At 58.6% G+C, this 21,529-nt stretch carries 17 protein-coding genes and 1 riboswitch; of the genes, 14 read left to right on the top strand and 3 right to left on the bottom strand.

Annotation, left to right across the window (positions count from 1 at the left end):
* The first annotated feature begins 6 nt into the window (after positions 1–6).
* From HKD40_RS12230 to HKD40_RS12215, 4 genes are read left to right on the top strand one after another with little or no spacing between them, the layout of a single operon-like run.
* Positions 7–618 carry a TetR/AcrR family transcriptional regulator gene (locus HKD40_RS12230; RefSeq protein ID WP_169196058.1) on the top strand — a complete coding sequence of 204 codons (612 nt, stop codon included), beginning with the start codon at positions 7–9 and terminating at the stop codon, positions 616–618.
* Positions 619–623: 5 nt separating this feature from the next.
* Positions 624–1,697 (top strand): efflux RND transporter periplasmic adaptor subunit, encoded by a 1,074-nt coding sequence (locus HKD40_RS12225; protein ID WP_169196057.1) that lies wholly within the window; start codon positions 624–626, stop codon positions 1,695–1,697.
* Complete coding sequence (locus HKD40_RS12220; protein WP_169196056.1) at positions 1,694–2,782, top strand: efflux RND transporter periplasmic adaptor subunit; 1,089 nt, start codon at positions 1,694–1,696, stop codon at positions 2,780–2,782. Before HKD40_RS12225 ends, HKD40_RS12220 begins: the two co-directional genes overlap by 4 nt.
* Positions 2,779–5,862 carry an efflux RND transporter permease subunit gene (locus tag HKD40_RS12215; protein ID WP_169196055.1) on the top strand — a complete coding sequence of 1,028 codons (3,084 nt, stop codon included), beginning with the start codon at positions 2,779–2,781 and terminating at the stop codon, positions 5,860–5,862. The genes HKD40_RS12220 and HKD40_RS12215 overlap by 4 nt, the downstream gene beginning before the upstream one ends.
* A 60-nt stretch (positions 5,863–5,922) precedes the next feature.
* Here HKD40_RS12215 and HKD40_RS12210 read toward each other — a convergent pair whose 3' ends face one another.
* On the bottom strand, positions 5,923–6,573 hold the full coding sequence (locus HKD40_RS12210; protein WP_169196054.1) for a phosphoribosylanthranilate isomerase: 651 nt from the start codon (positions 6,571–6,573) through the stop codon (positions 5,923–5,925).
* Positions 6,574–6,727: 154 nt separating this feature from the next.
* Between HKD40_RS12210 and HKD40_RS12205 the strand changes: the two genes are divergently transcribed.
* Genes HKD40_RS12205 through HKD40_RS12180 form a run of 6 tightly spaced genes read left to right on the top strand, consistent with a single transcriptional unit; the run spans position 6,728 to position 13,207 of the window.
* Positions 6,728–7,477, top strand: coding sequence for a GntR family transcriptional regulator (locus tag HKD40_RS12205; RefSeq protein ID WP_169196053.1), 750 nt, complete (start codon positions 6,728–6,730; stop codon positions 7,475–7,477).
* Between the two features lie 13 nt (positions 7,478–7,490).
* Positions 7,491–8,546, top strand: coding sequence for a BMP family ABC transporter substrate-binding protein (locus tag HKD40_RS12200; RefSeq protein ID WP_169196052.1), 1,056 nt, complete (start codon positions 7,491–7,493; stop codon positions 8,544–8,546).
* A gap of 26 nt (positions 8,547–8,572) precedes the next feature.
* Positions 8,573–10,180, top strand: coding sequence for an ABC transporter ATP-binding protein (locus HKD40_RS12195; protein WP_169196051.1), 1,608 nt, complete (start codon positions 8,573–8,575; stop codon positions 10,178–10,180).
* Positions 10,177–11,295, top strand: a complete 1,119-nt coding sequence (locus HKD40_RS12190; protein WP_169196050.1) for an ABC transporter permease — start codon at positions 10,177–10,179, stop codon at positions 11,293–11,295. The genes HKD40_RS12195 and HKD40_RS12190 overlap by 4 nt, the downstream gene beginning before the upstream one ends.
* Positions 11,292–12,293, top strand: a complete 1,002-nt coding sequence (locus HKD40_RS12185) for an ABC transporter permease (RefSeq protein ID WP_169196049.1) — start codon at positions 11,292–11,294, stop codon at positions 12,291–12,293. The genes HKD40_RS12190 and HKD40_RS12185 overlap by 4 nt, the downstream gene beginning before the upstream one ends.
* A 2-nt stretch (positions 12,294–12,295) precedes the next feature.
* Complete coding sequence (locus tag HKD40_RS12180) at positions 12,296–13,207, top strand: carbohydrate kinase family protein (protein ID WP_169196048.1); 912 nt, start codon at positions 12,296–12,298, stop codon at positions 13,205–13,207.
* A gap of 71 nt (positions 13,208–13,278) precedes the next feature.
* Here the strand turns inward: HKD40_RS12180 and HKD40_RS12175 are convergent, their stop codons facing one another.
* Complete coding sequence (locus HKD40_RS12175; RefSeq protein ID WP_169196047.1) at positions 13,279–13,875, bottom strand: TetR/AcrR family transcriptional regulator; 597 nt, start codon at positions 13,873–13,875, stop codon at positions 13,279–13,281.
* A gap of 135 nt (positions 13,876–14,010) precedes the next feature.
* On the opposite strand from HKD40_RS12175, the gene HKD40_RS12170 reads away from it, so the two are divergent.
* Positions 14,011–14,403, top strand: coding sequence for a RidA family protein (locus HKD40_RS12170; protein ID WP_169196046.1), 393 nt, complete (start codon positions 14,011–14,013; stop codon positions 14,401–14,403).
* A gap of 60 nt (positions 14,404–14,463) precedes the next feature.
* Here the strand turns inward: HKD40_RS12170 and HKD40_RS12165 are convergent, their stop codons facing one another.
* The gene (locus HKD40_RS12165; protein WP_169196045.1) at positions 14,464–15,690 is read right to left on the bottom strand and encodes a Zn-dependent hydrolase; all 1,227 of its coding nucleotides are present in this window, start codon (positions 15,688–15,690) and stop codon (positions 14,464–14,466) included.
* Between the two features lie 412 nt (positions 15,691–16,102).
* On the opposite strand from HKD40_RS12165, the gene HKD40_RS12160 reads away from it, so the two are divergent.
* The 3 genes from HKD40_RS12160 to HKD40_RS12150 all read left to right on the top strand — a co-directional run.
* Complete coding sequence (locus HKD40_RS12160) at positions 16,103–16,318, top strand: cold-shock protein (protein WP_169196044.1); 216 nt, start codon at positions 16,103–16,105, stop codon at positions 16,316–16,318.
* Between the two features lie 137 nt (positions 16,319–16,455).
* Positions 16,456–16,645: riboswitch (cobalamin riboswitch) on the top strand.
* Positions 16,646–16,681: 36 nt separating this feature from the next.
* Positions 16,682–18,595: a TonB-dependent receptor gene (locus HKD40_RS12155; protein ID WP_169196043.1), complete on the top strand. Its 1,914-nt coding sequence runs from the start codon at positions 16,682–16,684 to the stop codon at positions 18,593–18,595.
* A gap of 382 nt (positions 18,596–18,977) precedes the next feature.
* Positions 18,978–21,529 (top strand): DUF5801 repeats-in-toxin domain-containing protein (locus HKD40_RS12150; RefSeq protein WP_169196042.1); only part of this gene is annotated, 2,552 nt, incomplete at its 3' end.

Genomic DNA, 21,529 nt, shown 5'->3' with positions numbered 1-21,529 from the left:
TCAGCCATGTCAGAGCCGCAGCCGCGCAATAAAGACGACGATCCTCGCCTCCTCAGGACACGACGTGCCCTGTTGGACGCAGTTGTCGCCTTAGTCGACGCAGACCCGTCACAGCCCATTTCCATCACCAAGCTGGTGGAGACAGCTGGGGTTACGCGCCCGACGTTCTATCAGCATTTCCCGGACGTTTCCTCAGCTCTGCAGCGCGCAGCACTTGAACGCGTCGCCACCGTATTACCGCCATTCACTGGGGTCTGCACACCAGAGACCATCGAGCAGACCGTGACGCAACATGCCCTGCCCGCCCTCATTCACATCGACGCCCACCGCGCATTCTATTTGCGCTCTATCGAAGGCGCAGCCACCGCGGCGTTCTTCGAAGAGCTCGTTCAATTCGTCAGCCAGCGCATGCTCACCCGTACGACCGACGATCTCAGTCCCTTGGCAAGTGAAAAACTCAGCCAACTCTCTGACGTTATCGCAGGCGGATCGATGTGGCTCGTCGTGCGCTGGATCCGAGGGGATTTGCTCTGCACGCCTGCCGATCTCGCGGCGCGCATGGCAGATACCGCTCGCCTCCTCTACCTCGCTCAATTCCTCCCGGCTGAAGGACGCTAAAGCCGATGCTTAACACCCCCTCACTACTCAAACTTGCCGCATTGGCCAGCATTGCCGGCCTCGCCGCGTGTGACGCTCCCGCGAATACTGCGACCAAACCGACCCCGCTCGTCGAGGTCGTAACGGTCACTCATCAGCTCCGAACGCTTTCACAAACCCTCACAGGGTCGGTCGAAGCCAAAGCTCAAGCGTCTGCCGCCTTTCTGATCAGCGGCAGACTTTCGACGCTCACTGTAGACGTCGGCCAGCGCGTACAGGCCGGGCAAGTTCTAGCGCGCATGAGCCCTGCAGAATACCAAGCTGATGTTGACGCGGCACAGGCGGGTGTCACGGCAGCGCAATCACGCCTGGCGCAGACCAAGACTGCGCTCGATCGACAGACATCTCTCTGGGATCAGGGACTGACGACGCGAAGCGCGCTCGATGGGGCGAAGACGGCTTGGGAAACGGCCTCCGGCACAGCTGAGAGTGCGCAGGCGCAGCTCGAACTCGCCCAGGAAGCTCTCAGCTACACAACACTCAAGGCGCGTGCGGATGGTGTGGTCATCCGCAAACTCGCCAATGTCGACGAAGTCGTCCAAGCAGGCGCTCCTGTCTTTCTCATCGCAGAAGATGGCCCGCGCAACGCCCGGATCAATGTGCAGGAAGCCGCAATATCTGGCTGGGACATGAACCAACAGGTCTCGGTGTCCCCCATTTCAAATCCAGCCGCCATCACCACCGGACGCATAGCCGAAATTGCTCCGGCTTTGGACGCGACAGGCACTGTCCCGGTGAAAGTTGAAGTTGACCCCAGCCTGCCCCTAGGCGTGCCAGTCTCCGTCCGCTTGCAAGTCAGACAAGACGATCACGTTACCCTACCGATGCAGGCTCTGACGCTAGCTGATGGCCAAGTGGCCGTTTGGCTCGTCTCCGCCGACAACACAGTCTCTCTGCGAGCAGTCGCTGTCGAACGCTACGAGAGCGGCGTCGCGATCCTTGCCGATGGGCTTGAGGATAACGAGAAGGTGGTCGTCTCCGGCGGTCAGTTCCTGTCCCCCGGCCTCGTTGTCGATACCCGAGAGGTGGCCCAGCCATGAAGTCCGTCACTCTCCTGACCGCCTCGGCGCTTGCGCTGTGCCTGTCGATACCATCATGGGCTGAAGACGCTGCGCCGGGCGACATCGCAACCGTGCGCCCCGTACTCACCCAACTCGTTACAGAGCAGCACGCGTCTGCCCCACAATTTGTTGGTGTGGTTTCCCCGCGCGTATCGGCTTCGATTGCTTTTCGCGTCGGTGGAACCTTAGTCACACGTCAGGTCGATCTGGGTGCGCAAGTCAGCGAGGGAACACCTCTCGCCAATCTCGACGCCACCACTCAAAACCTAGCGGTTCAAACCGCACGCGCCGATCTCGCTTCGGCAAAAGCCCAATACGCCAATGCCGCCGCCGCTGAAGGGCGCCTGCGCACCCTCACGCAAACGGACGTCGTCTCCATTGCCAATCTTGAGCTTGCTGAACAGCAGACGTCAGGGGCAAAGGCGATGCTCGTCCAAGCTGAATCTCGCTTGCGCCAAACGCACGAACAGCTCTCCTACACAACTCTGCTCGCCCCCTTCGACGGCATTGTCACTGCCGTAAACACCGAAGCAGGCTCGGTCGTCGCTGCCGGGCAATCCATCATCATCCTAGCCGACCCAACAACGCGCGATCTCGTCCTTGACCTGCCCGATAGCCTCATGGGTGAGGTCTCGGTCGGCACAGAGTTTCAGATTTGGCCTCAATTGACCCCTGAAACGAGCGTCCCCGGAACGGTACGCGAGATCGCCCCCCAAGCAGACCCGATAACGCGGGCTTGGCGCATCAAAATCGGTATTGAGACCGAAGTGGAAGCCTTTTGGCTGGGGTCAACGGCGAGTGCAGCTTTGGTGGCATCCAGCAAGCAGCAACTCACCATTCCCGCAAGTGCTGTCAAATTCGAAGATGGCAAAACCGGCGTTTGGATTGTCGATGAACCCAACGCCACCGTTCACTATCGAGAAGTCGTCCTCCGCGGTGCGCCAGCTTCTGGGCGTGCAATCGTCAGCGTCGGCTTACAGGCCGGCGAGCGCGTGGTCGTCGCGGGCGTCAACAGCCTGACCGACGGCCAGTCCGTCAAACTCATTCTGGAGAGCAAAAAATGAAGTCCTTCAACCTCTCCGAATGGGCCCTCCAGCACCGCTCTATGGTCTGGTACTTCATGATCGTCGCCATGGTGGCGGGTGTATTCTCCTATTTAAGCCTTGGTCGTGAGGAAGATCCGGCCTTTGCCATCCGCACCATGGTCATTGCCGCTGCCTGGCCCGGCGCTGCACCTGAAGAAATGGCGACACAGGTTACGGAGCGCATTGAACGCGAACTGCAGGATTTGCAGACGCTCGATTTCACGCGCTCGACAACCACCGCTGGCTCGACGACAATTTTCGTCAATCTGCGCAATGAGACCCCGGCGGCGACCGTTCGCCAGACTTGGCTCGAAGTGCGCGCCATGGTCAGCGACATCGCCCGCACCTTCCCCCAAGGCGTACAAGGACCCTTCTTCAACGACCGCTTCGGCGACGTCTATGGCAATATCTACGCCTTCACGGCCGATGGCCTGACCCATCGTCAGTTGCGCGACTATGTCGAAGATGCACGGTCCAAGATTTTAACTCTCAAAGAAGCTGGCACTGTCGAACTCATCGGCGCCCAGAGTGAGCAGGTCTACCTCGAATTCTCCTCCCGTCAGCTTGCTGCAATGGGTGTCAGCGCTGCCGAGGTCATTGCGACCCTGCAGGATCAGAACGCGATTAGCCCATCGGGTGTCATCCAGGCAGGCGCTCAGCGGGTTGCGGTGCGCGTGGGTGGACAATTCTCCTCAGAAGAAAGTCTTGAGCGCGTCAATCTGCGGATCGGCGACCAGTTCTTCCGTCTCGTCGACGTGGCCAGCGTTCAGCGCGGATATACCGACCCACCAACGGCGCTCTTCCACTACAATGGGGAGCCAGCAATTGGCCTCGCCATTGGCATGCGTGCTGGTGGCAATCTCTTGCATTTCGGCGAAGAGCTGACTGCCGAAGTCGAACGCATCGTTGGCGAACTGCCCTATGGCGTCGAGATCCATCGCGTCTCTGATCAGCCGCACGTGGTTGAAGAAGCCGTCAACGGTTTCACCAAAGCCTTGTTTGAGGCTGTTGGCATTGTTCTCGTGGTCTGCTTCGTCAGCCTCGGCTTGCGTGCCGGCATGGTGGTCGCCCTCTCCATCCCGCTCGTGCTCGCAATCACCTTCCTCTTCATGAGCTATCTCGACATTTCGCTTCAACGTGTGTCGCTCGGCGCCCTCATCATCTCGCTCGGGCTTTTGGTCGACGACGCCATGATTGCCGTAGAAATGATGGTGTCTCGACTTGAGGCAGGAGACTCTCTCAAAAAGGCTGCCGTGGCGGTTTACACCTCCACCGCCTTCCCCATGCTCACCGGCACTATCGTCACTGTGGCGGGCTTTGTCCCTATCGGCCTAAACTCATCCCAGGCTGGCGAATTCACCTTCACGCTCTTCGTGGTGTTGGCAATAGCCCTCTTGGTTTCATGGGTTGTGGCCGTGCTGTTCACCCCGCTCATTGGCGTTTCCATTCTGCCAAAGCAGATGAAGCACAAGGCTGGCAAAAAGAGCCGTGCCATGCGTGCCTTCTCAGCCCTCATTCAAGGGGCGATGCGCCATCGATGGCTCACGATTGTCGTCACCATTGCGCTCTTTGGCGCCTCCCTCTTCGGCATGACCCTTGTTCCGCAGCAGTTCTTCCCATCGTCGGATCGCCCAGAGTTGATCGTGGAATGGACGTTGCCGCAAAACGCCTCGATCGCCGAAACTGAACGGCAGGTCACCAAGTTCGAATCCGATCTCCTCGCTCAAAACCCGAATATCGATCACTACTCGAGCCACATAGGGGAAGGCGCGCCACGCTTCGTTCTGACCCTTGATGTGCCCGTGGCTATGCCCAACATCGCCCAGACAGTCATTGTCACAAAAGGGCTTAAAGTCCGTGACGGGGTGAAGGCGGAAATCGAGGCCTATCTGCAGCAGACCTTCCCCGGCACTGATACCTATGTGCGCCGTCTGGCACTCGGCCCGCCTGTCACCCGCCCGATCCAGTACCGTGTGAGCGGCCCGGACATCCAAACCCTCCGCACTCAAGCGCAGCGTCTCGCCGCCGTCATCAGCCAGAATCCAGACCTCGGTCCGGTTCGCTATGATTGGATGGAAAGCATGCAAGTTGTGCAGGTCGATGTGCTTGAGGATAAGGCCCGTCAGCTGGGCATTTCCAACAGCGACATCTCTACCGCCCTCAATGGCGTCACATCGGGGCAGCCCATTACGCAGATTAGAGACAATATCTATCTCGTCACTGTCACCGGACGCTCTGAAGCCACTGATCGTGGGTCTATAGAACCCCTGCAAGACATGCAGTTGGCAACGGGCGATGGTCGCTCCATCCCGCTCTCTTCGATTGCTACTCTGCGCTATGAGCAGGAACAACCGGTCATAAACCGCCGCGACCGTGCGCCAACCGTCACGCTCAATGCTGATGTTGTCGGCACGATCCAGCCCGCCAGCGTTGCCAGCGCATTGGCCCCATTGGTCGCTGACTTCGCCCAATCGCTTCCCGCGGGTTACTCTGTCGTCACCGGTGGTGAGGTGGAAAGCAGCGAGCAATCGATCACGCCGATCGTTGCGGTGGTGCCGCTGATGCTCTTCATCATGGCCACCGTGCTCATGATCCAGCTGCAGAGCTTCTCGCGCCTCATCCTCGTCTTCGCTGTGGCCCCTCTCGCGGTCATTGGCGTCGTCGCGGCGCTCTTGCCCTTCGGCAAACCTCTGGGCTTTGTCGCCATTCTCGGCGTCTTGGCGCTTGTCGGCATCCTCATCCGAAATTCGGTGATCCTGATCGTGCAGATCGAGCATCTGCGCTCTGAGGGGATGCATGCATGGAACGCCGTCGTCGACGCCACGGAACACCGTGTGCGCCCGATCATCCTCACTGCGCTCGCTGCCAGCTTGGGTCTTATTCCGATTGCGACGGAAGTGTTCTGGGAACCGATGGCCTACGCCATGATCGGCGGAATTTTGGTGGGCACCATCCTCACGCTCGTATTCCTGCCCGCGCTTTACGTGGCGTGGTTCCGTATCCATCCGGAGGAAACGCCTGAAGCCGAGCTGGCCGTTGCACCAGCACCACACCCGTAATTGGCACAAGAAAGGGGCGGTCTATACCGCCCCTTTTCACATCTGCTTTTTAGCCTGAAATCAACCGTAAACTGCCCGGCACACGGCCTCGCACTTGTTCAGATCAAGATAACCGTCGGTGCGGATGCGCGACTCCATGTCGATCCAGTACTGAACGCCCTGCGGCGCATCGATCGCCTTCAGCACATCCTTGACCGTGTCTGGCCCGATCCCGCCCGAGAAGCCCACGAAGGGACCGTTCTTCGCCAGCGTCGGCCACGCGGTTGGAGCTACGCCTGTGCCGAAGGACACATCGAACAACCAATCGAGCCGAGAATCGCTAGGCGTCTCTTTGCTGAACTGCAGCATCGAGCGAACCCCGATCTTCCGCCCGAAATAGACGGTGTTCTCAATGTGGGCGGCCGAACTCCCGGTAAAGCTGTGATTAACTTGGACGCGGGAATAACCAAATAGTTCTACGTCCACGCTGTCTGGCTCGTTGGCGATGCGGCGTGCCTGTTCTCCGCACACGTGGGCTGCCAAGCGCAGCCCACCAGCTGTCACAAAAGCTTTGCGTTTTTCTGCATCTGGAAACAGCGGCTTTTCTGTCTGCGCATCATCCACCAAGACGCCCCATTCAATCGGGTAACGCGCTGAAAGCGCCCGCAAATCACCGATCTGCGCGGGGTTATCCAAACCCGTAAACGCAATAAAGCTTGGCAGCTCAGCCATACAAAAGACTCCCTAAAATATCACCCCGGCTTCTATTGGTACGTACCACCGAAGTCAAATTTTGCGCAGCCCTGCCTGATATTTAATCACTAATCCGTGAAGTTGACTTATTGGTACGTGCCACTTAGCACGCCCCGTCCGACAGGGATCTCTCATGACCTCTTCTGCACTGAACACAGATGGACCGCTCTACCGCCGCCTCGCAGAACAATTGCGCGGGGCGATCGAAACAGGTGAATTTGCCGCCGATGGGCCGCTGCCCGCCGAGCGCGATCTCGCCCTGCGCTACCAAGTCAGTCGCGACACCGTCCGTAAATCACTGAAACTTCTTGAGACGATCGGCGTCGTCTACGGCGATCATGGGCGCGGGACCTTTGTATCCCCACCGGCCGTCCAGCAGATGTCGCGGTTCATCGATGGCTTCTCGGTCGACACCAGCAAGCGTGGCGAAACCGCAGGTCAAACCGTTCTTTCTGTCGAACAATTTCCGGCCAGCATTGCTATCGCTGGTGTGCTTGAGATTGAGCCCAAGCGCCTCATCACCAAAGTCGTCCGCATTCGAACGGTCGACGACCGGCCCGTTGGTTTGCAGGAAGCCTATCTGAACCTACCCCAAAACAGCTCTTTCACGCTAAGCGAGCTTGCTGAGGTTGGTTCCCTTTATAAGCTGCTCCGCGCTCGATTTAATATCGCGCTGGCAGAAGCACTTGAGAGCCTCGGCGCAATTGCCGCAGGGCCTGAAGACGCGTCCCATCTTAATGTTGAGCAGGGCTCGCCCCTGCTGCTGTGTGAGCGGGTCACCTTGTCCGATCGCCGCCAGCCCATCGAATACTGCGTGATGCGCTACGTATCGACGTATCGCTACACGACCAGGATTAACCAGTTCAGCCAACTCACGAAGTAGCTTAGGAGAGCTCATGTTGAAGGTTTTGAAGGCCGCAGGTCTTGCTGTTAGCGCACTGACGCTGGCGACTGCGGGTGGCGCGATGGCGGAAGATCTGCAGCGCGCCCCGGAAAGTGTCGTTTACTTCATCAACGGCACTCTCGGCGACAAGTCGTTCTTCGACTCCGCGGAACGCGGCATTCAGCGCATCAATGCTGAAATGGGCATCGAAACCAAGACCGTCGAAGGCGGTTACGACCCAACCCGTTGGGAAGCAGCGCTGTTCGATATCGCTGAAAGCGGCGACTACGACACCATCGTTGCAGGCACCTTCACCATGGTCCCGCTGATCGAAAAGATCGCGGTAGAATTCCCAGAAATCCGCTTCGTCGTCTTTGACGGCACCGTGGACTACGCCGTTTGCGGCTGTGAAAACGTCTATTCCATCCTCTTCCGTCAGAACGAAGGCGCATACGTTGCTGGCGCTCTGTCGGCTCGTCTCACCACGGCTGGCGTTGAAGACATTGCCGAAGGCTCCAAGCTCGGTGTTGTCGGCGCAATGCCGATCCCGGTTATCGATGACTTCCTCGTTGGCTACGAAGCTGGCGCAAAGTCGATCATCCCGGAAATCGAAGTCCTCAAGCAGTACTCGAACTCCTTCGCTGATCCTGCCGTTGGCAAGGAAATCGGCAAGGCCATGTACGATCAGGGCGCAAGCATTGTGTTCCAGGTCGCAGGCGCTTCGGGTCAGGGCACCATTGAAGCCGCTGTTGAAGCTGGCCGCTATGTCATCGGCGTCGATTCTGATCAGGCTCTTCTGTTCGAAGAATCCCGTCCGGAAACCGCAGAGCGCATCTTCACCTCGGTCCTCAAGCAGGTCGACAATTCTGTCGTCTACGCTTTCGAGCAGCTCCAGAAGGGCGAGCTCAAGCTCGGCTCGGCTGAATCGCTTGGCCTGAAGGAAGGCGCGATCGCTATCGCCGTCAACAAGTACACCGATGCTGTCGTTCCAGCTGACGTGATGGAAGAGATCAAGGCCATCGAAGCCAAGATCATCGACGGCTCTATCGACGTCCCAACAACTCTCTAAGCCTATCTGCCCTCGGAGATTTTTAGATGCACATCGCCCCTTCGATTTCCGAGGGCGCCCCTGCTATTGAGTTGCGCGACGTCACCAAGCGCTATCCCAATGGCACGCTCGCCAATGAACACGTCTCGCTGACCATTCGTGCTGGAGAAATCCACGCGATCTGCGGCGAGAATGGCGCTGGCAAGTCCACGATCATGAAAATGATCTATGGCCTTGAAACCCCAACCTCCGGTCAGATTTTGATCAATGGTCAGCCTGCCCGCTTCACCCACCCCAGTCAGGCGATTGCCTCTGGCGTTGGCATGGTGGCGCAGCACCTTAATCTGGTGCCTTCACTGACCATTGCCGAAAACATCGTGCTGGGCCAAGAGCCGCGCCAGTCCAATGGCTTGCTGGACCGCGCTGCCGCCGAAAAGGCGGTCGCCGATCTCGCGTCGACCTATGGTCTCGACGTGAACCCCGCTGCCAAAGTTGCCGATTGTTCTATCGGGACCCAGCAGCGCGTTGAAATCTTAAAGACGCTCTACCGCGGCGCGCGCATCATCCTCATGGATGAACCCACAGCAGTGCTAACTCCGCAAGAATGCGATGAGCTGTTTGCCGCGATCCAGCGCCTCGTGGCGTCCGGCGTGACAGTAGTCATCATCACCCATAAGCTTGCGGAAGTGAAAGCGATCTCCAATCGCCTTACCGTCCTGCGCGATGGCAAGGTGACTGGCGCAGCCGACACCGTCGATATCGATCATAAAACCATCGCTGAAATGATGGTTGGTCGCCCCCTCTCGATCCCCCCTGTGCCGCGCGTTGATGCCCGCGACAAGACCCCACTCGTGGTGGTCCGCAATCTCGGTCACATCAACAATCAAGGCACGATCGAACTCTCCAACGTTACCCTCGACGTCGCGCCGGGCGAAATCCTCGGCATCGCTGGCGTTGAAGGCAATGGTCAGGACTTCTTGGCCCGCGTTCTCTCTGGTCTCGCCGATCCGCATTCCGGCACTGCCGAAATCGGTGGCGACAGCTTTGTCGGCCTGGGCGTGCGTAAGGCGCGCGAAATGGGCATGGCGGCGGTCCCTGAAGATCGCCTCAGCGATGGCGTCGCTGCAACGCTCTCCATCGACGAGAACCTTGCCGCCACGTCTTATTATCACGCCCCAACCTCCAAGTTTGGCTGGCTGAACACGAGCTATATCAAGCAGCGCGGCGTTGAGCTGATCAAGAAGTTCGGCGTCAAAACATCATCGGGCAAAACCCCGGTTGCTGCGCTGTCCGGCGGCAATATGCAAAAAGTGGTCATGGCGCGCGAGCTCTCGTCTCAGCCCCGCTTTTTCATCGCCGCCCAGCCCACCCGTGGCGTCGACATCGGCGCGGCCCAAGGCCTTCGCGACGAAGTCATTGCCGCGCGCGACCGTGGTTGCGCAGTGCTCCTGATCTCCGCCGACCTTGAAGAAGTGCTCGCCCTCTCGGATCGCATCGCGGTCCTGTTCAAGGGCGAGATCACCGCTCACTTCCGCGCCGACACCGTCGATCAGCGCGAAATCGGGCTCTACATGACCGGCCTCAAGCGTCAGCCAGACGCCTCTGCCCAGCTCAGCGCCCCCTTTGCTACCGAACTTCAGAGTACAGCTTCATGAGCGCGCCAGCTTCTGCCAAAGGCTCCATGATCTCCCGCGTCGGACGCCTCGTTTTCGTTATCGCAGCAGCTTTGCTCTGCGGTTTCATCATGACCACCTTCGCCAGCGAAGACCCGGTCGGCGCGTTCAAGGTCTTGCTCACCGGCGCATGGCCCGAAATCTCGTTTGAAGATGGCGAGCTTTCCATCAAGCGCCTCACCCGCGTCGGTTCGCTGCTCGAAGACGCCACCACGCTAACCCTGCTGGGGCTAGCGGTTGCGATCCCCTTCCGCGCCAAACAGTTCACCATGGGCGCAGACGGCCAGCTGTTCTTCGGCGCTCTCGCCGCTGGTGCTGTCAGCATGACGCTGCAAGGCCCGTCCTGGGTTGTGCTGCCGGCCGCTTGCCTTGCCGCGATGACTTCGGGCTTTATCTGGGGCCTGATCCCCGGGGCCCTGAAGGCTCGCTTCGGCACCAATGAAATCGTGGCGACGCTGATGCTCAATGTCATCGCGCTCCAATTCTACCGCTTCTGCATCACCTATCTGCTGCGCGATCCGACAGCAGGCTTCATCACAACCGGGCCGTTCCCGGAAGAAGCCCTGATGCCGATCCTGATCAACCGCACCAATGTCACCCCGGTTATTTTCCTCGCTATCGCGGCCGCGATCATCGTCTGGCTGATCATGCGTCGGACCAAAACCGGCTTCGAGATCAACCTGATCGGCGAAAACCCGCGCTTTGCGAAATATGCTGGCGTGCCGGTGCGCTGGGCCACTGCACTCTCCATGGGCATCGGCGGCATTTTTGCAGGTCTCGCGGGTTTCCACACGGCCAACGGCCTTCTTAAAAACCTGCCGATGGATTTGGCCCCCGGCATTGGTTTTGAGGGCATGGTTGTGGCGCTTCTGGCTCGCAATAATCCCTTGGCGGTGCCGCTGGTGGCGCTGCTCTACGCCTATCTACGTGTGGGCGCTCAGATCATGGAACGCTCGACTGACGTGACCCGTGAAATGGTCATGATCATTCAGGCCTTCATCATCATCTTCGTTGTTGCTGAACGCTTTGGCCCTGCCCTTTTCGCCAAGCTGTTCCAGCGCAAGGCTAAGTCTTCTACCACCGAGGTCAGCGCATGACTTTCGAACTCGCCGCATGGGGTGTCACCTTCGGCACCTTGCTCGCCGCCGTCCTGCGCGCAGCTGCCCCGATCATTTTGGCTGCCATGGGCGGCCTGATTTCCGACCTGGCGGGCTCCACCAATGTCGCGCTTGAAGGCATTATGCTGATTGCGGCCTTCTTTGGCGCAATCGCTTCGGGTTATGCCGCCATCTGGTTCCCCGGCTCGCCGATCTGGTTCTACGCCCTCTTTGGCCTCGTGTGTGGCGTTGGCGCAGGCGTTCTCGTGTCCGGCCTTTTGGCCGTGTTCCATCTTGAGTTGGGCGCCGACATCATCGTTGCAGGCATCGGCGTCAACATTCTGGCCGCTGGCCTGACCGTCTTCCTGCTGTTTAGCCTCACGGGTGACAAGGGTTCGACAGCGCAGCTCACGACCTTTATGCTGCCTAATATCTCCATGCCTTTCCTTGAAGGCGTGCCTTGGCTCGATCCGATCTTTAACGGCGATGGTGGCAACGGCCACAATATGATCGTCTACATCGCCCTGATCGCCGCGCCGTTGTTGGCCATCCTGCTCTACCGCACACGCTTTGGACTGCGCCTGCGTGCTGTCGGCGAAAACCGCGAAGCCGCCCTCGCCTCGGGCATTTCGGTCCGCAAAATCCAGTATTCGGCTCTTCTGCTCTCCGGCCTTCTGGCTTCCCTTGGTGGCGTCTTCCTATCGATGGGCTACCTCAACCTGTTCCAAGCAGACATGACCGGCGGTCGCGGTTTCCTTGCCCTTGCGGCAGTGTTCCTCGGCGCTCGTAATCCTTGGGGCACGCTGGTTGCCGCGCTTGTCTTTGGCGCATCGACCGTCTTTGCGGCACGCCTCGGCGCGTTTGACGTTCCCTCGCAGATCATCTTCATGATCCCGCCAACCCTCACCCTGATTGCCCTCGTTGGGTTCAACATTCGTCAGGAGCGCGTCGCCCGCCGGAAGATCAAGCAAGCCGCAACGCAGTTGAAGGCCGCTTAAGCATGGCAAGCCCGCGCGCCATCGATCTGCTCGCTTACGGCGATCCAAACGCCGACCATATCTATCTCGCCGACCGGGTCCCTCTGGCCGACGAGAAGCTCTTGGGTCGCAAGCTCGGCGTATTTGGGGGCGGCACAGCGGCAAACGTTGCTTGCGCCGCAGCCCGCCTCGGCCTCAAGACTGCCGCGTTCGGACGTGTCGGCGCCGATGCTGACGGCACCATGCTGCTCGCAGAGAATGCCAAACTCGGCATCTCCAACGACTATATGACGGTCTCGGACGACCCAACCGCCTCCGCAATGATCATCGTCAACGCTGAAGGCGAAAAGGCTTTGGTCTACGCGCCCATGCCGGGCGTTGCCTTCGATGAGGCCAGCCTCACCAAAGCCGTCCAGCAGTCCCGCGTTGTCTATGCGATGCCCTATGACATCGAAGAGTTCACCGCGATTTCTCGGCTCGCCCGCGCCGATGGCTGCCTTGTCGCTATCGATATTGAAGCCGCTGTTGCACCCAATCGCGAACGCCTCGAAGCGCTCCTAAAACTGTCCGACATCGTCTTCATGAATGAGCCCGGTTTTCTGGCAACCTCCGCCGAACCCCTCACGCCAGACGCTGTCGAAAAGCTCCTCGATTTCGGCCCGCAGCTGATCACCGTCACCCGCGCCGCCGAAGGCGCAATTTCGGTATCCCGCGACCAAGCTCTCACCCAGTCCAGCTTCCCAACCAGCTTGGTTGACGCCACCGGCGCAGGCGATTGCTTCAACGGCGCATTCCTCGCGGCTCATCTCGCCGGCGCATCTCTGGCTGAAACCTTGCGCTTTGCCTGTGCCGCCGCCGCGATCAGCGTCTCTGCTGTCGGCGCCCGCACCGCCCTGCCGGACATCGCGCAAGTGCAAGCCAAGCTCTCGGCCTAGTTTACAGCGCTACTCAAACACCGCCCCGATCCCTCCCCCTTAGTCAGGCGCAGGTTCGGTGGCGGCACATATCACTGCGCTAAAAATCCCCTCATCAGATGCCGGAAGGCGTCTCGCGCTTTCGGCAGGGTCATATCGGGATCGGAACTTGCCGCCACCCAAAGCGCCGCATTGAGAGCTGCGCCGTTCATCAAACGCGCCGCCGCTTCAATATCCATCCGCTTGACCACGCCCTCTTCCATTAACGTCACCAAGATCGAACGCGTACCAACGAGGCAAGCGCTCTGGCTTTCCCACTGTGACGGGTCGCCCAAAACCGCCGGGCCATCGAGCAGCACAATTCGGCGGATTTCCGGGTCCGTGGCCAGCTCCATATAGGCAATGCCTTCGGCAACCAATTGCTCCCAAAGATTGGCAGGATTGCTCGCGCGAACGGCATCGTGGGCACGCGCCGCCATTTCTGTGTCGACTGCATTGACGACTGCAGCCAACAACCCGCGTTTGTCGCCAAAATTATGATAGAGCGCGCCCCGCGTTAGCCCCACATCAGCCGTCAGCGTATCCATCGACGCGTCAGCATAGCCGTGCTCGGCAAAGGCCTTGCGCCCCGCCGCCAGCAACTTGGCGCGTGTCTCTACCATCATTTCAGCGCGGGTTTTGCGGGCCATTTCAAATACCAACTCACATACACTGCGTATGCCAGTTGACATACGGCGCGTATCTGTATCTATTCACATACGCGCCGTATATCACATCGAGGCGCGCCGTCCCATAGCGGACGACCAACACATGCGAGAATTCTTATGCCCACAAGCACACCGGTTTTCCCGGCGAACCGTCACGCCCTTTATGAGGCGCACCGCTACTCCGCTGCCACGCGCTCGGGCGATTTACTCTTTGTCTCCGGCCAAGTTGGCGGTCGCGAAGATGGCACGCCAGAGCCTGTATTTGCTGATCAAGTTCGACGTGCTTACCAAAATCTTCAGGCGGTTCTCGCCGCAGCTGGAGCGGGTCTGGAAGACATCATCGACGTAACGACATTCCACACCGACCCAGAAAATCAGGTCGGTGATATCATGGCCGTCCGCGCGGAATTTTTCCCAGAAGCGCCCTATCCAAATTGGACAGCGGTCGGCGTGAACTGGCTCTCTGGTTTTGACTTCGAAATCAAAGTCATCGCCCGCATTCCGTCCTAACCCTGAACGACCTACAGGCACCGCCCCAATGCTACGACCGTACTAAGGAGTGGCGACGCCTTAACGCGTCACCAATTCCTCAACGACCCCGAGCAATACCGCGGCCCCCTTAGCCAATTCTTCTTCAGAAGAATGCTCAAGGGGATTGTGGCTGATGCCGCCAAGGCTCGGCACAAAGATCATGGTGGCGGGACAAACCGCCGCCATCATCTGCGCATCATGCCCCGCTCCGGAGGGCAGACGCAGATGGGAATAACCAAGATCCACGGCAGTCTCTTCCACGCAATCGATAAGATCTGGTGCAAAATCAACCGGCTCGCTGGTTCCCAACACCGCCATGTGTGTGCCCAGCGCAGTCTCTTCAGAGATCGCCGCCAACTCAGCTGCCATCGCCTCACGCGCCATGCGCAAAAGCTCCGACTTCGAGCTCCGGCAATCTACAGTCATAACAGCGCGCGAGGGAATGACATTAATGGCGCCCGGCTCAAGTGAGAATGTCCCCACCGTCGCCACCAATTCGGGCGTATGTGCCCGCGCCAGTTCATCAACAAAGCGCATAAACCGCGCTGCGCCCTGCCCCGCATCGCGCCGCAACCGCATAGGCGTTGTCCCGGCATGATTGGCAACACCATCAAAACTTACGCGGATCGAAAAGGCCCCGTTCACACCGGTCACAACGCCAATGTCGCGCTTATCAGCCTCCAACACCGGCCCTTGCTCTATGTGCAGTTCCACATAGGCAGCAGGCGTTGGGAAACTATCCGTGCCGACATAGCCGATGCGCAGGAGCTCTTCTCCAACAGTAACGCCATCCCGATCCGCCGTTGCGTAGGCGGCCTCGAGCGACAAAACGCCGGTAAAAACCCGTGCACCAAACAGCGAAGGCGTAAACCGCACACCCTCTTCATTGGTAAAAGCAACCAGCGCGAGCGGCCGATTGATCGCCACCCCCTCGGCTTTGATTGTTTCCAACACGCCCAGCCCGGCCAAAACGCCGTAGCAACCGTCGTACATGCCCGCGTTGATCACGCTGTCGATATGCGACCCGATCAAAATCGGCGATTCGTCCGACCCACTCGGATTGTAGACAATGAAAAGATTGCCGATCGCGTCGCAACGCGTCTCAAAACCCGACTCGCGCGCCCACTTCAAAAGCAGATCGCGCCCTTGCCGATCCGCGTCAGAGCACGCCAAACGCGCCAGAACACCACGCTCGTCGCGCCCAACCTCACCCAAACGGGTTAGGCGCGACATCAGGATTCGCGTGTCCACACGGGAAGAATTCATTTGGGCTTTGTCACTCAAAACGGGGATCAATAAGCGCTAACTCTAGCACAGCGTCCCGCTTTCCCGGCCATTTCACCAATCGACAGCGCTATTCCGCTGGGGAAATTTCGCTAGATACATCAGCGGCTCAAGATCGCATTCAGGCCGAGAACAGGCGCTTTAAGCCTCGGGAAAAGCGAATTCATACAGGGCGTTAGTAGCGTCAGTGAGAATTTCTTCTGTTTCGCCTTGTTGTGACCATGAAATTCAGGCATAAAGTGCTCATACGTTTTCAGCCTAAGTCGGCTGCCTTTCTGCCGGTTCTACCGGTCCTTGGCTTTCTGATGCACCTTGCAAACGTGTTAGGCTCCCAGGCATGTCGCTTTGGAGTATTGCTCGTTTAGCTTCGGCTCCGAGCTTTAAGGAAATAAAAATGGCTTCCATCACCGGTACCGTCAAGTTCTTCAACGCCACTAAGGGTTTTGGTTTCATCACCCCCGACAACGGCGGCAAGGACCACTTCGTACACATTTCTGCTGTTCAGCGCTCGGGCGTTGATGGCCTGTACGAAAACGACAAGGTCACCTACGAAGTCGAAACCGGCCGTGACGGTCGTGAATCGGCAATCAACCTGTCGCTGCAGTCGTAATTCGACGCTACGATCAGAATACGAAAGGTCGCCTTTGGCGGCCTTTTTTTTACGCCTGCAGAGTGCTTTGCAAGGCCCGCGCGGATCGCCGCAGCAACTTCCTCCTCGCCCACATTGACACCCCTCCCCCGGAAACGCATTGATAGGCGGTCCACGGTCCCCGCGAGGGGATAATAGGGAATCCGGTAAAGGCGTGACCTTAGTCCGGAGCTGCCCCCGCAACTGTAAGCGGCGACGTGCGCTACTCATGCCACTGGCGAAAGCTGGGAAGGCGAGCGCTCGGTTGACCCGCAAGCCAGGAGACCTGCCATGGAACTGATATCCACTGGGTGCTGATCGGGCGGATCGGCAAGAGGACTTGCCATGGCGACGCTTCGTCAGTTTCCAATCTCCCCACTGTCACGAGCACTGCTGGCCACTGTCGCCAGCGCTTGCATTGTCAGCGCCACCCCCGCGCTTGCTCAGCATGCCGTGCTCGGCACCATCATTATTCAGGCCGACCGCTCGCCCATGCAGCGCGAACAGATGGGCCGCTCCCTCACCGTCATCGACGCCAAGCAGCTTGAAATCAGCAAGGCCCCCTATATCGCCGACGTACTGCGCCAAGTGCCCGGTCTGGCCGTATCGAGCAGCGGCTCGGTTGGCTCCTTGTCTCAAGTCCGCATTCGCGGCGGCGAAGCCAACCACACCCTCGTCATGATCGACGGCGTCGTTGCCAATTCGGCATCCGATGGCGACTTCGACTTTGGCCGCCTGCAAATCGCCGAGGTCGAGCGCATTGAAGTTCTGCGCGGCCCGCAGGGCGCATTTTGGGGCAGCAATGCCATTTCGGGCGTCATCAATATCGTCACCAAACCCGGCATTCGCAGCGGGTTACGCACCACGCTCGGCACCGAATTTGGCAGTGACGGCACCAAGATGGGCTCGGCCCTGCTACAATATGGTCAGGACAATTTCACGTGGTCCGGCAGTGTTACCAGCCGCCAGACCGACGGCTTTAACATCTCCAGCATTGGCGATGAAAAAGACGGTGCGCAGCATTTTGATGCCAATTTCAAATTCCGCGCTGACATTTCTCCGTCCGTCACCCTCGACGGCAATCTTCGCTATGCCAACACCCTCGCCGAAGGCGACAATGAGGTTAGCTTTGGCGTATTGAACGACAGCGGTGACACAACCAGAACGAGCGAGCTTCTCGGCTCGCTCGGCGGCCGCTGGACGAATGAGGACGCGAGCTGGTTCCAAACCGCGCGCTTCAGCGCAAATCAGGTTGACCAGCTGTTTCAGGGCGGCGCATGGGGCGACTCCGACGCGACAACGCGCCGTTACAAGGGCAGCTATCAGCTCGGCCATCGCTTCTATACGCCGGACCTTCTCAATGCCGAACACACCATCACTGGCGGCTACGACCTGACCCAAGAGACCTACAAGTCTTCCTACGACGCCGACATGTTCACGCGCTCGAGCCATGCTTTCACCGGGGAGTATCGCGGACGTTTCGCGAACCAGTTCTATCTTACCGCTGCCCTGCGCCACGACCTCAATGATCGATTTGAGGATTTTACCAGCTACAGCCTTAGCTCTGCCTGGCAAATCCCCGAGGCTGGAACGCGTCTTCACGCCTCCCTTGGCACGGGCTCTTCTAACCCCTCATTCTACGAGCAGTTCTACGGCGGCAGCAGCACGTTCACACCGAACCCAAATCTGCGTCCAGAGCAGAGCTTTGCGTGGGACATTGGCGTTGAGCAGTCGCTCTTCGGTGGCCAACTGATTGTCGATGCGACCTACTTCAATCAAAGACTAGAAGATCTGATCAAAACGGCCAGCTCCTCCGGGACATCGACCGTCATAAATCTTCCCGGTATCAGCACACGCCAAGGGCTGGAACTGACCGGCACGCTCGATTTCCTCAATGGCTTTGTCGCCTCCGCCAGCTACACCTATACGCACGCCCGAACAGCTGATGGTGAAGTCGAAGTTCGTCGTCCGGCCCACGTCGGCGTCGTCAACCTGCGATACACGCTCGAAGACATCCCCCTAACTTTGCACACCAGTGCAAGCTTTGTCGGCGAAGCCAAAGACAGCGATTGGTCAAACGGCGGACTCGCCACAATCCCCGCCTTCACGGACCTCAGCGCAGGCCTCAACTACAAGGTCAATGAGAACGTCGAAGTCTATGGCCGCGTGACGAACATTCTCAACACGGCCAATCAAACCGTTTACGGGTTCAACTCTCCCGGCCGCACCTTCTACGTCGGCGCTAAGGCCAGCTTCTAATCAATCAAGCTCGGTGACAAGCGATGCGTGTTACCGAGCATCATCTCGAAACGTGTAACGTACCAGCAAACGCCTCTTACTGCGAAATAATAACCGTATAATATCGCCATTTCGGCGATTGCGACGTTACTAGAATCTTCAACATTTCAAGGTAACATCCGTAAATCTCCATAATCATCACGAAAATTGGCACCAGCAACTCCCAGAATCTCTAGGATACTTATCCTGAATTATACGGAGTTATGCTCCTCTAAATCTTTATCGAAAAACGTGAACACCCCGTACATACGGGAGTATAAAGGCAAGCTCCTCACGGAATTGTCACATCAGTATTTTTACGTAGTTACTTCGGCAGGACGCAATTTTTCTGCCGGAGACTATTATGGCCGCGCGCTTTACAAACGATCACACCCCTTCTCTTGAGCACGTGAGCAACGGCGCGACACGCCTCGACCTCAATGATGTAAAAGTGGTCGCGGAAGCAGCAACTGACACTCCAATTACGGAGGACTTCAGTCCAGCTACTGAGGGCAAACAGGTCGTATTCGAACTCGACAACGCTGAGACGGTTCGACTCCCGGCAGACGCTAATCTTGACCAAGTCCGCGTAAACGGCGCCAACCTCGAGTTTGTTCAACCCGACGGCACGATTTTGGTCGTGGAGAACGGTGCCGTTGATGGCATCCGGATCATCTTGGGCACCGTCGAAATTCCATCGCAGACCGTTGCGCTGCTCTTCGCAGCCAATGACATCGACATCGCAGCTGGCCCGGGTCGCATAACCGCGCAAAGCTCCGGCGGTAATTTTGAGGTTCCAGTCGGTGGCATTGGCGATGCCTTCCCACTCGGTGATCTTCTGCCGCCGACCGCGCTGGCATTCACCCTCCCCGAACTGCGTGAACTCTATCCTAGCGTGCTGCGTCGCGGCATCGCGCCCGACAATGACAAGCCAACCATTGAAAGCATTGTCTATGGTGTTGGCGGCCGCGTCGGCATGCTCGATGAAGATGGTCTGCCGCAGGCAGCTGCCGACAGTTCACCCCTCCGCGCCGGCGAAACCGCATCCTCCGGAGCGTCCTCCCAACAGATCAACATCCTTGTTCAGTATGGCAACGACGCCCCTACCGACCTGATGGGCTCCTTTGAACTCCTTGGCTCTGCAAACCTCAACGGTCAGCTGCAAGGTCTTGATGGCCTGCCTCTGACCTTCGCAGTGGAAGGCGGCGCCATCGTCGGACGCTCCTCGACTGGCGAGCCCCTGCTCACCATCTCCCTCAGTGGAGCCACGCGCGGCGAAAACGGCGCGGTCACCTATACGCTCGAAGCGCAATTGCTCGGCCCAATCCAGCACGCCACCCAGGGCGAGGATCTCGACATCCTGGCCAATATTGCATTCCGCGTCACCGATGGTTCGGGCGATCAGGCCAGCAGCACGCTGACCTTTGAAATTGCCGACGACATGCCAAGTTTTGACGCTGAGCGCCTACTCGCGGTCAGGCCGCTGGCTGCCGACGAAACCCATCTCAACACCGAGCACACAGCCAACTTTGCCAGCGCCTTCGAAGACGCCGTAGAGTTCGGCGCTGATGGCAAAGCCTCCCTAAACTACGCACTAAAGCTCTCGGGCCCCAGCGTCGGCTCCGGCCTCTATGCCCTCGACGCTAGCGCGGATAACGGCAAAGGTGCCGAAATTCTCCTGAGCCAGAGCGGCAATATCATCTTCGGCAAGGTGGGCGACGTCACCTATTTCGAAATCACGATCAACCCGGACACGGGTGCGGTCACCCTCGTCCAAAAAAACGCCCTTTGGCACGCCGACACAACCAATCCCGATGACACCCAGACTCTGTCTGCCGCGCCAGAAGCGATAACCATCATCGCAACGGCCACAGACCGAGACGGCGACAAAGCCTCCCACAGCCTCGATCTGAGCCAGAACACTTTTGCCTTCAAGGATGATGGTCCAAAGATCGACGGCGACAAGGTCGGGAAACCAACCCAACTCATCGTCGATGAAACCACCCTCACAACCGACGCTTCGGCCAATCTGACCAATCTGTTTAGCAGTGCCATCTCCTATGGCGCTGACGGCGCTGGCTCCACCAGCTATGCCCTCAGCCTCACCGGCTCCAATGTCGCCAGTGGCCTCTACGCCCATGGCACCAATGGCGCTCAGGGGACCCAGATCGTTCTCAATCAGACGGGCAATGTCATCACCGGCTCAGCTGGTGGACAAAACTACTTCACCATCACGCTCAATGCCGATGGCACACTCAAGCTCGATCAGATCAAGGCCATCTGGCACGGCGACAAAACCAATCCAGATGACACGCAGACCCTCAACGCTGTGGCCAATGCCCTCAAGCTCGTTGCCACCGTCACCGACGCCGATGGTGATACCGCGTCCCACAGCCTCGATCTGAGCAAGGGCACTTTTGCCTTTAAGGATGATGGTCCAAAGATCGACGGCGACAAGGTCGGGAAACCAACCCAACTCATCGTCGATGAAACCACCCTCACAACCGACGCTTCGGCCAATCTGACCAATCTGTTTAGCAGTGCCATCTCCTATGGCGCTGACGGCGCTGGCTCCACCAGCTATGCCCTCAGCCTCACCGGCTCCAATGTCGCCAGTGGCCTCTACGCCCATGGCACCAATGGCGCTCAGGGGACCCAGATCGTTCTCAATCAGACGGGCAATGTCATCACCGGCTCAGCTGGTGGACAAAACTACTTCACCATCACGCTCAATGCCGATGGCACACTCAAGCTCGATCAGATCAAGGCCATCTGGCACGGCGACAAAACCAATCCAGATGACACGCAGACCCTCAACGCTGTGGCCAATGCCCTCAAGCTCGTTGCCACCGTCACCGACGCCGATGGTGATACCGCGTCCCACAGCCTCGATCTGAGCAAGGGCACTTTTGCCTT

Source organism: Devosia sp. MC1541, from assembly GCF_012847305.1.
Taxonomy (GTDB): domain Bacteria; phylum Pseudomonadota; class Alphaproteobacteria; order Rhizobiales; family Devosiaceae; genus Devosia.
This window is presented reverse-complemented; position numbering and strand designations above follow the sequence as displayed.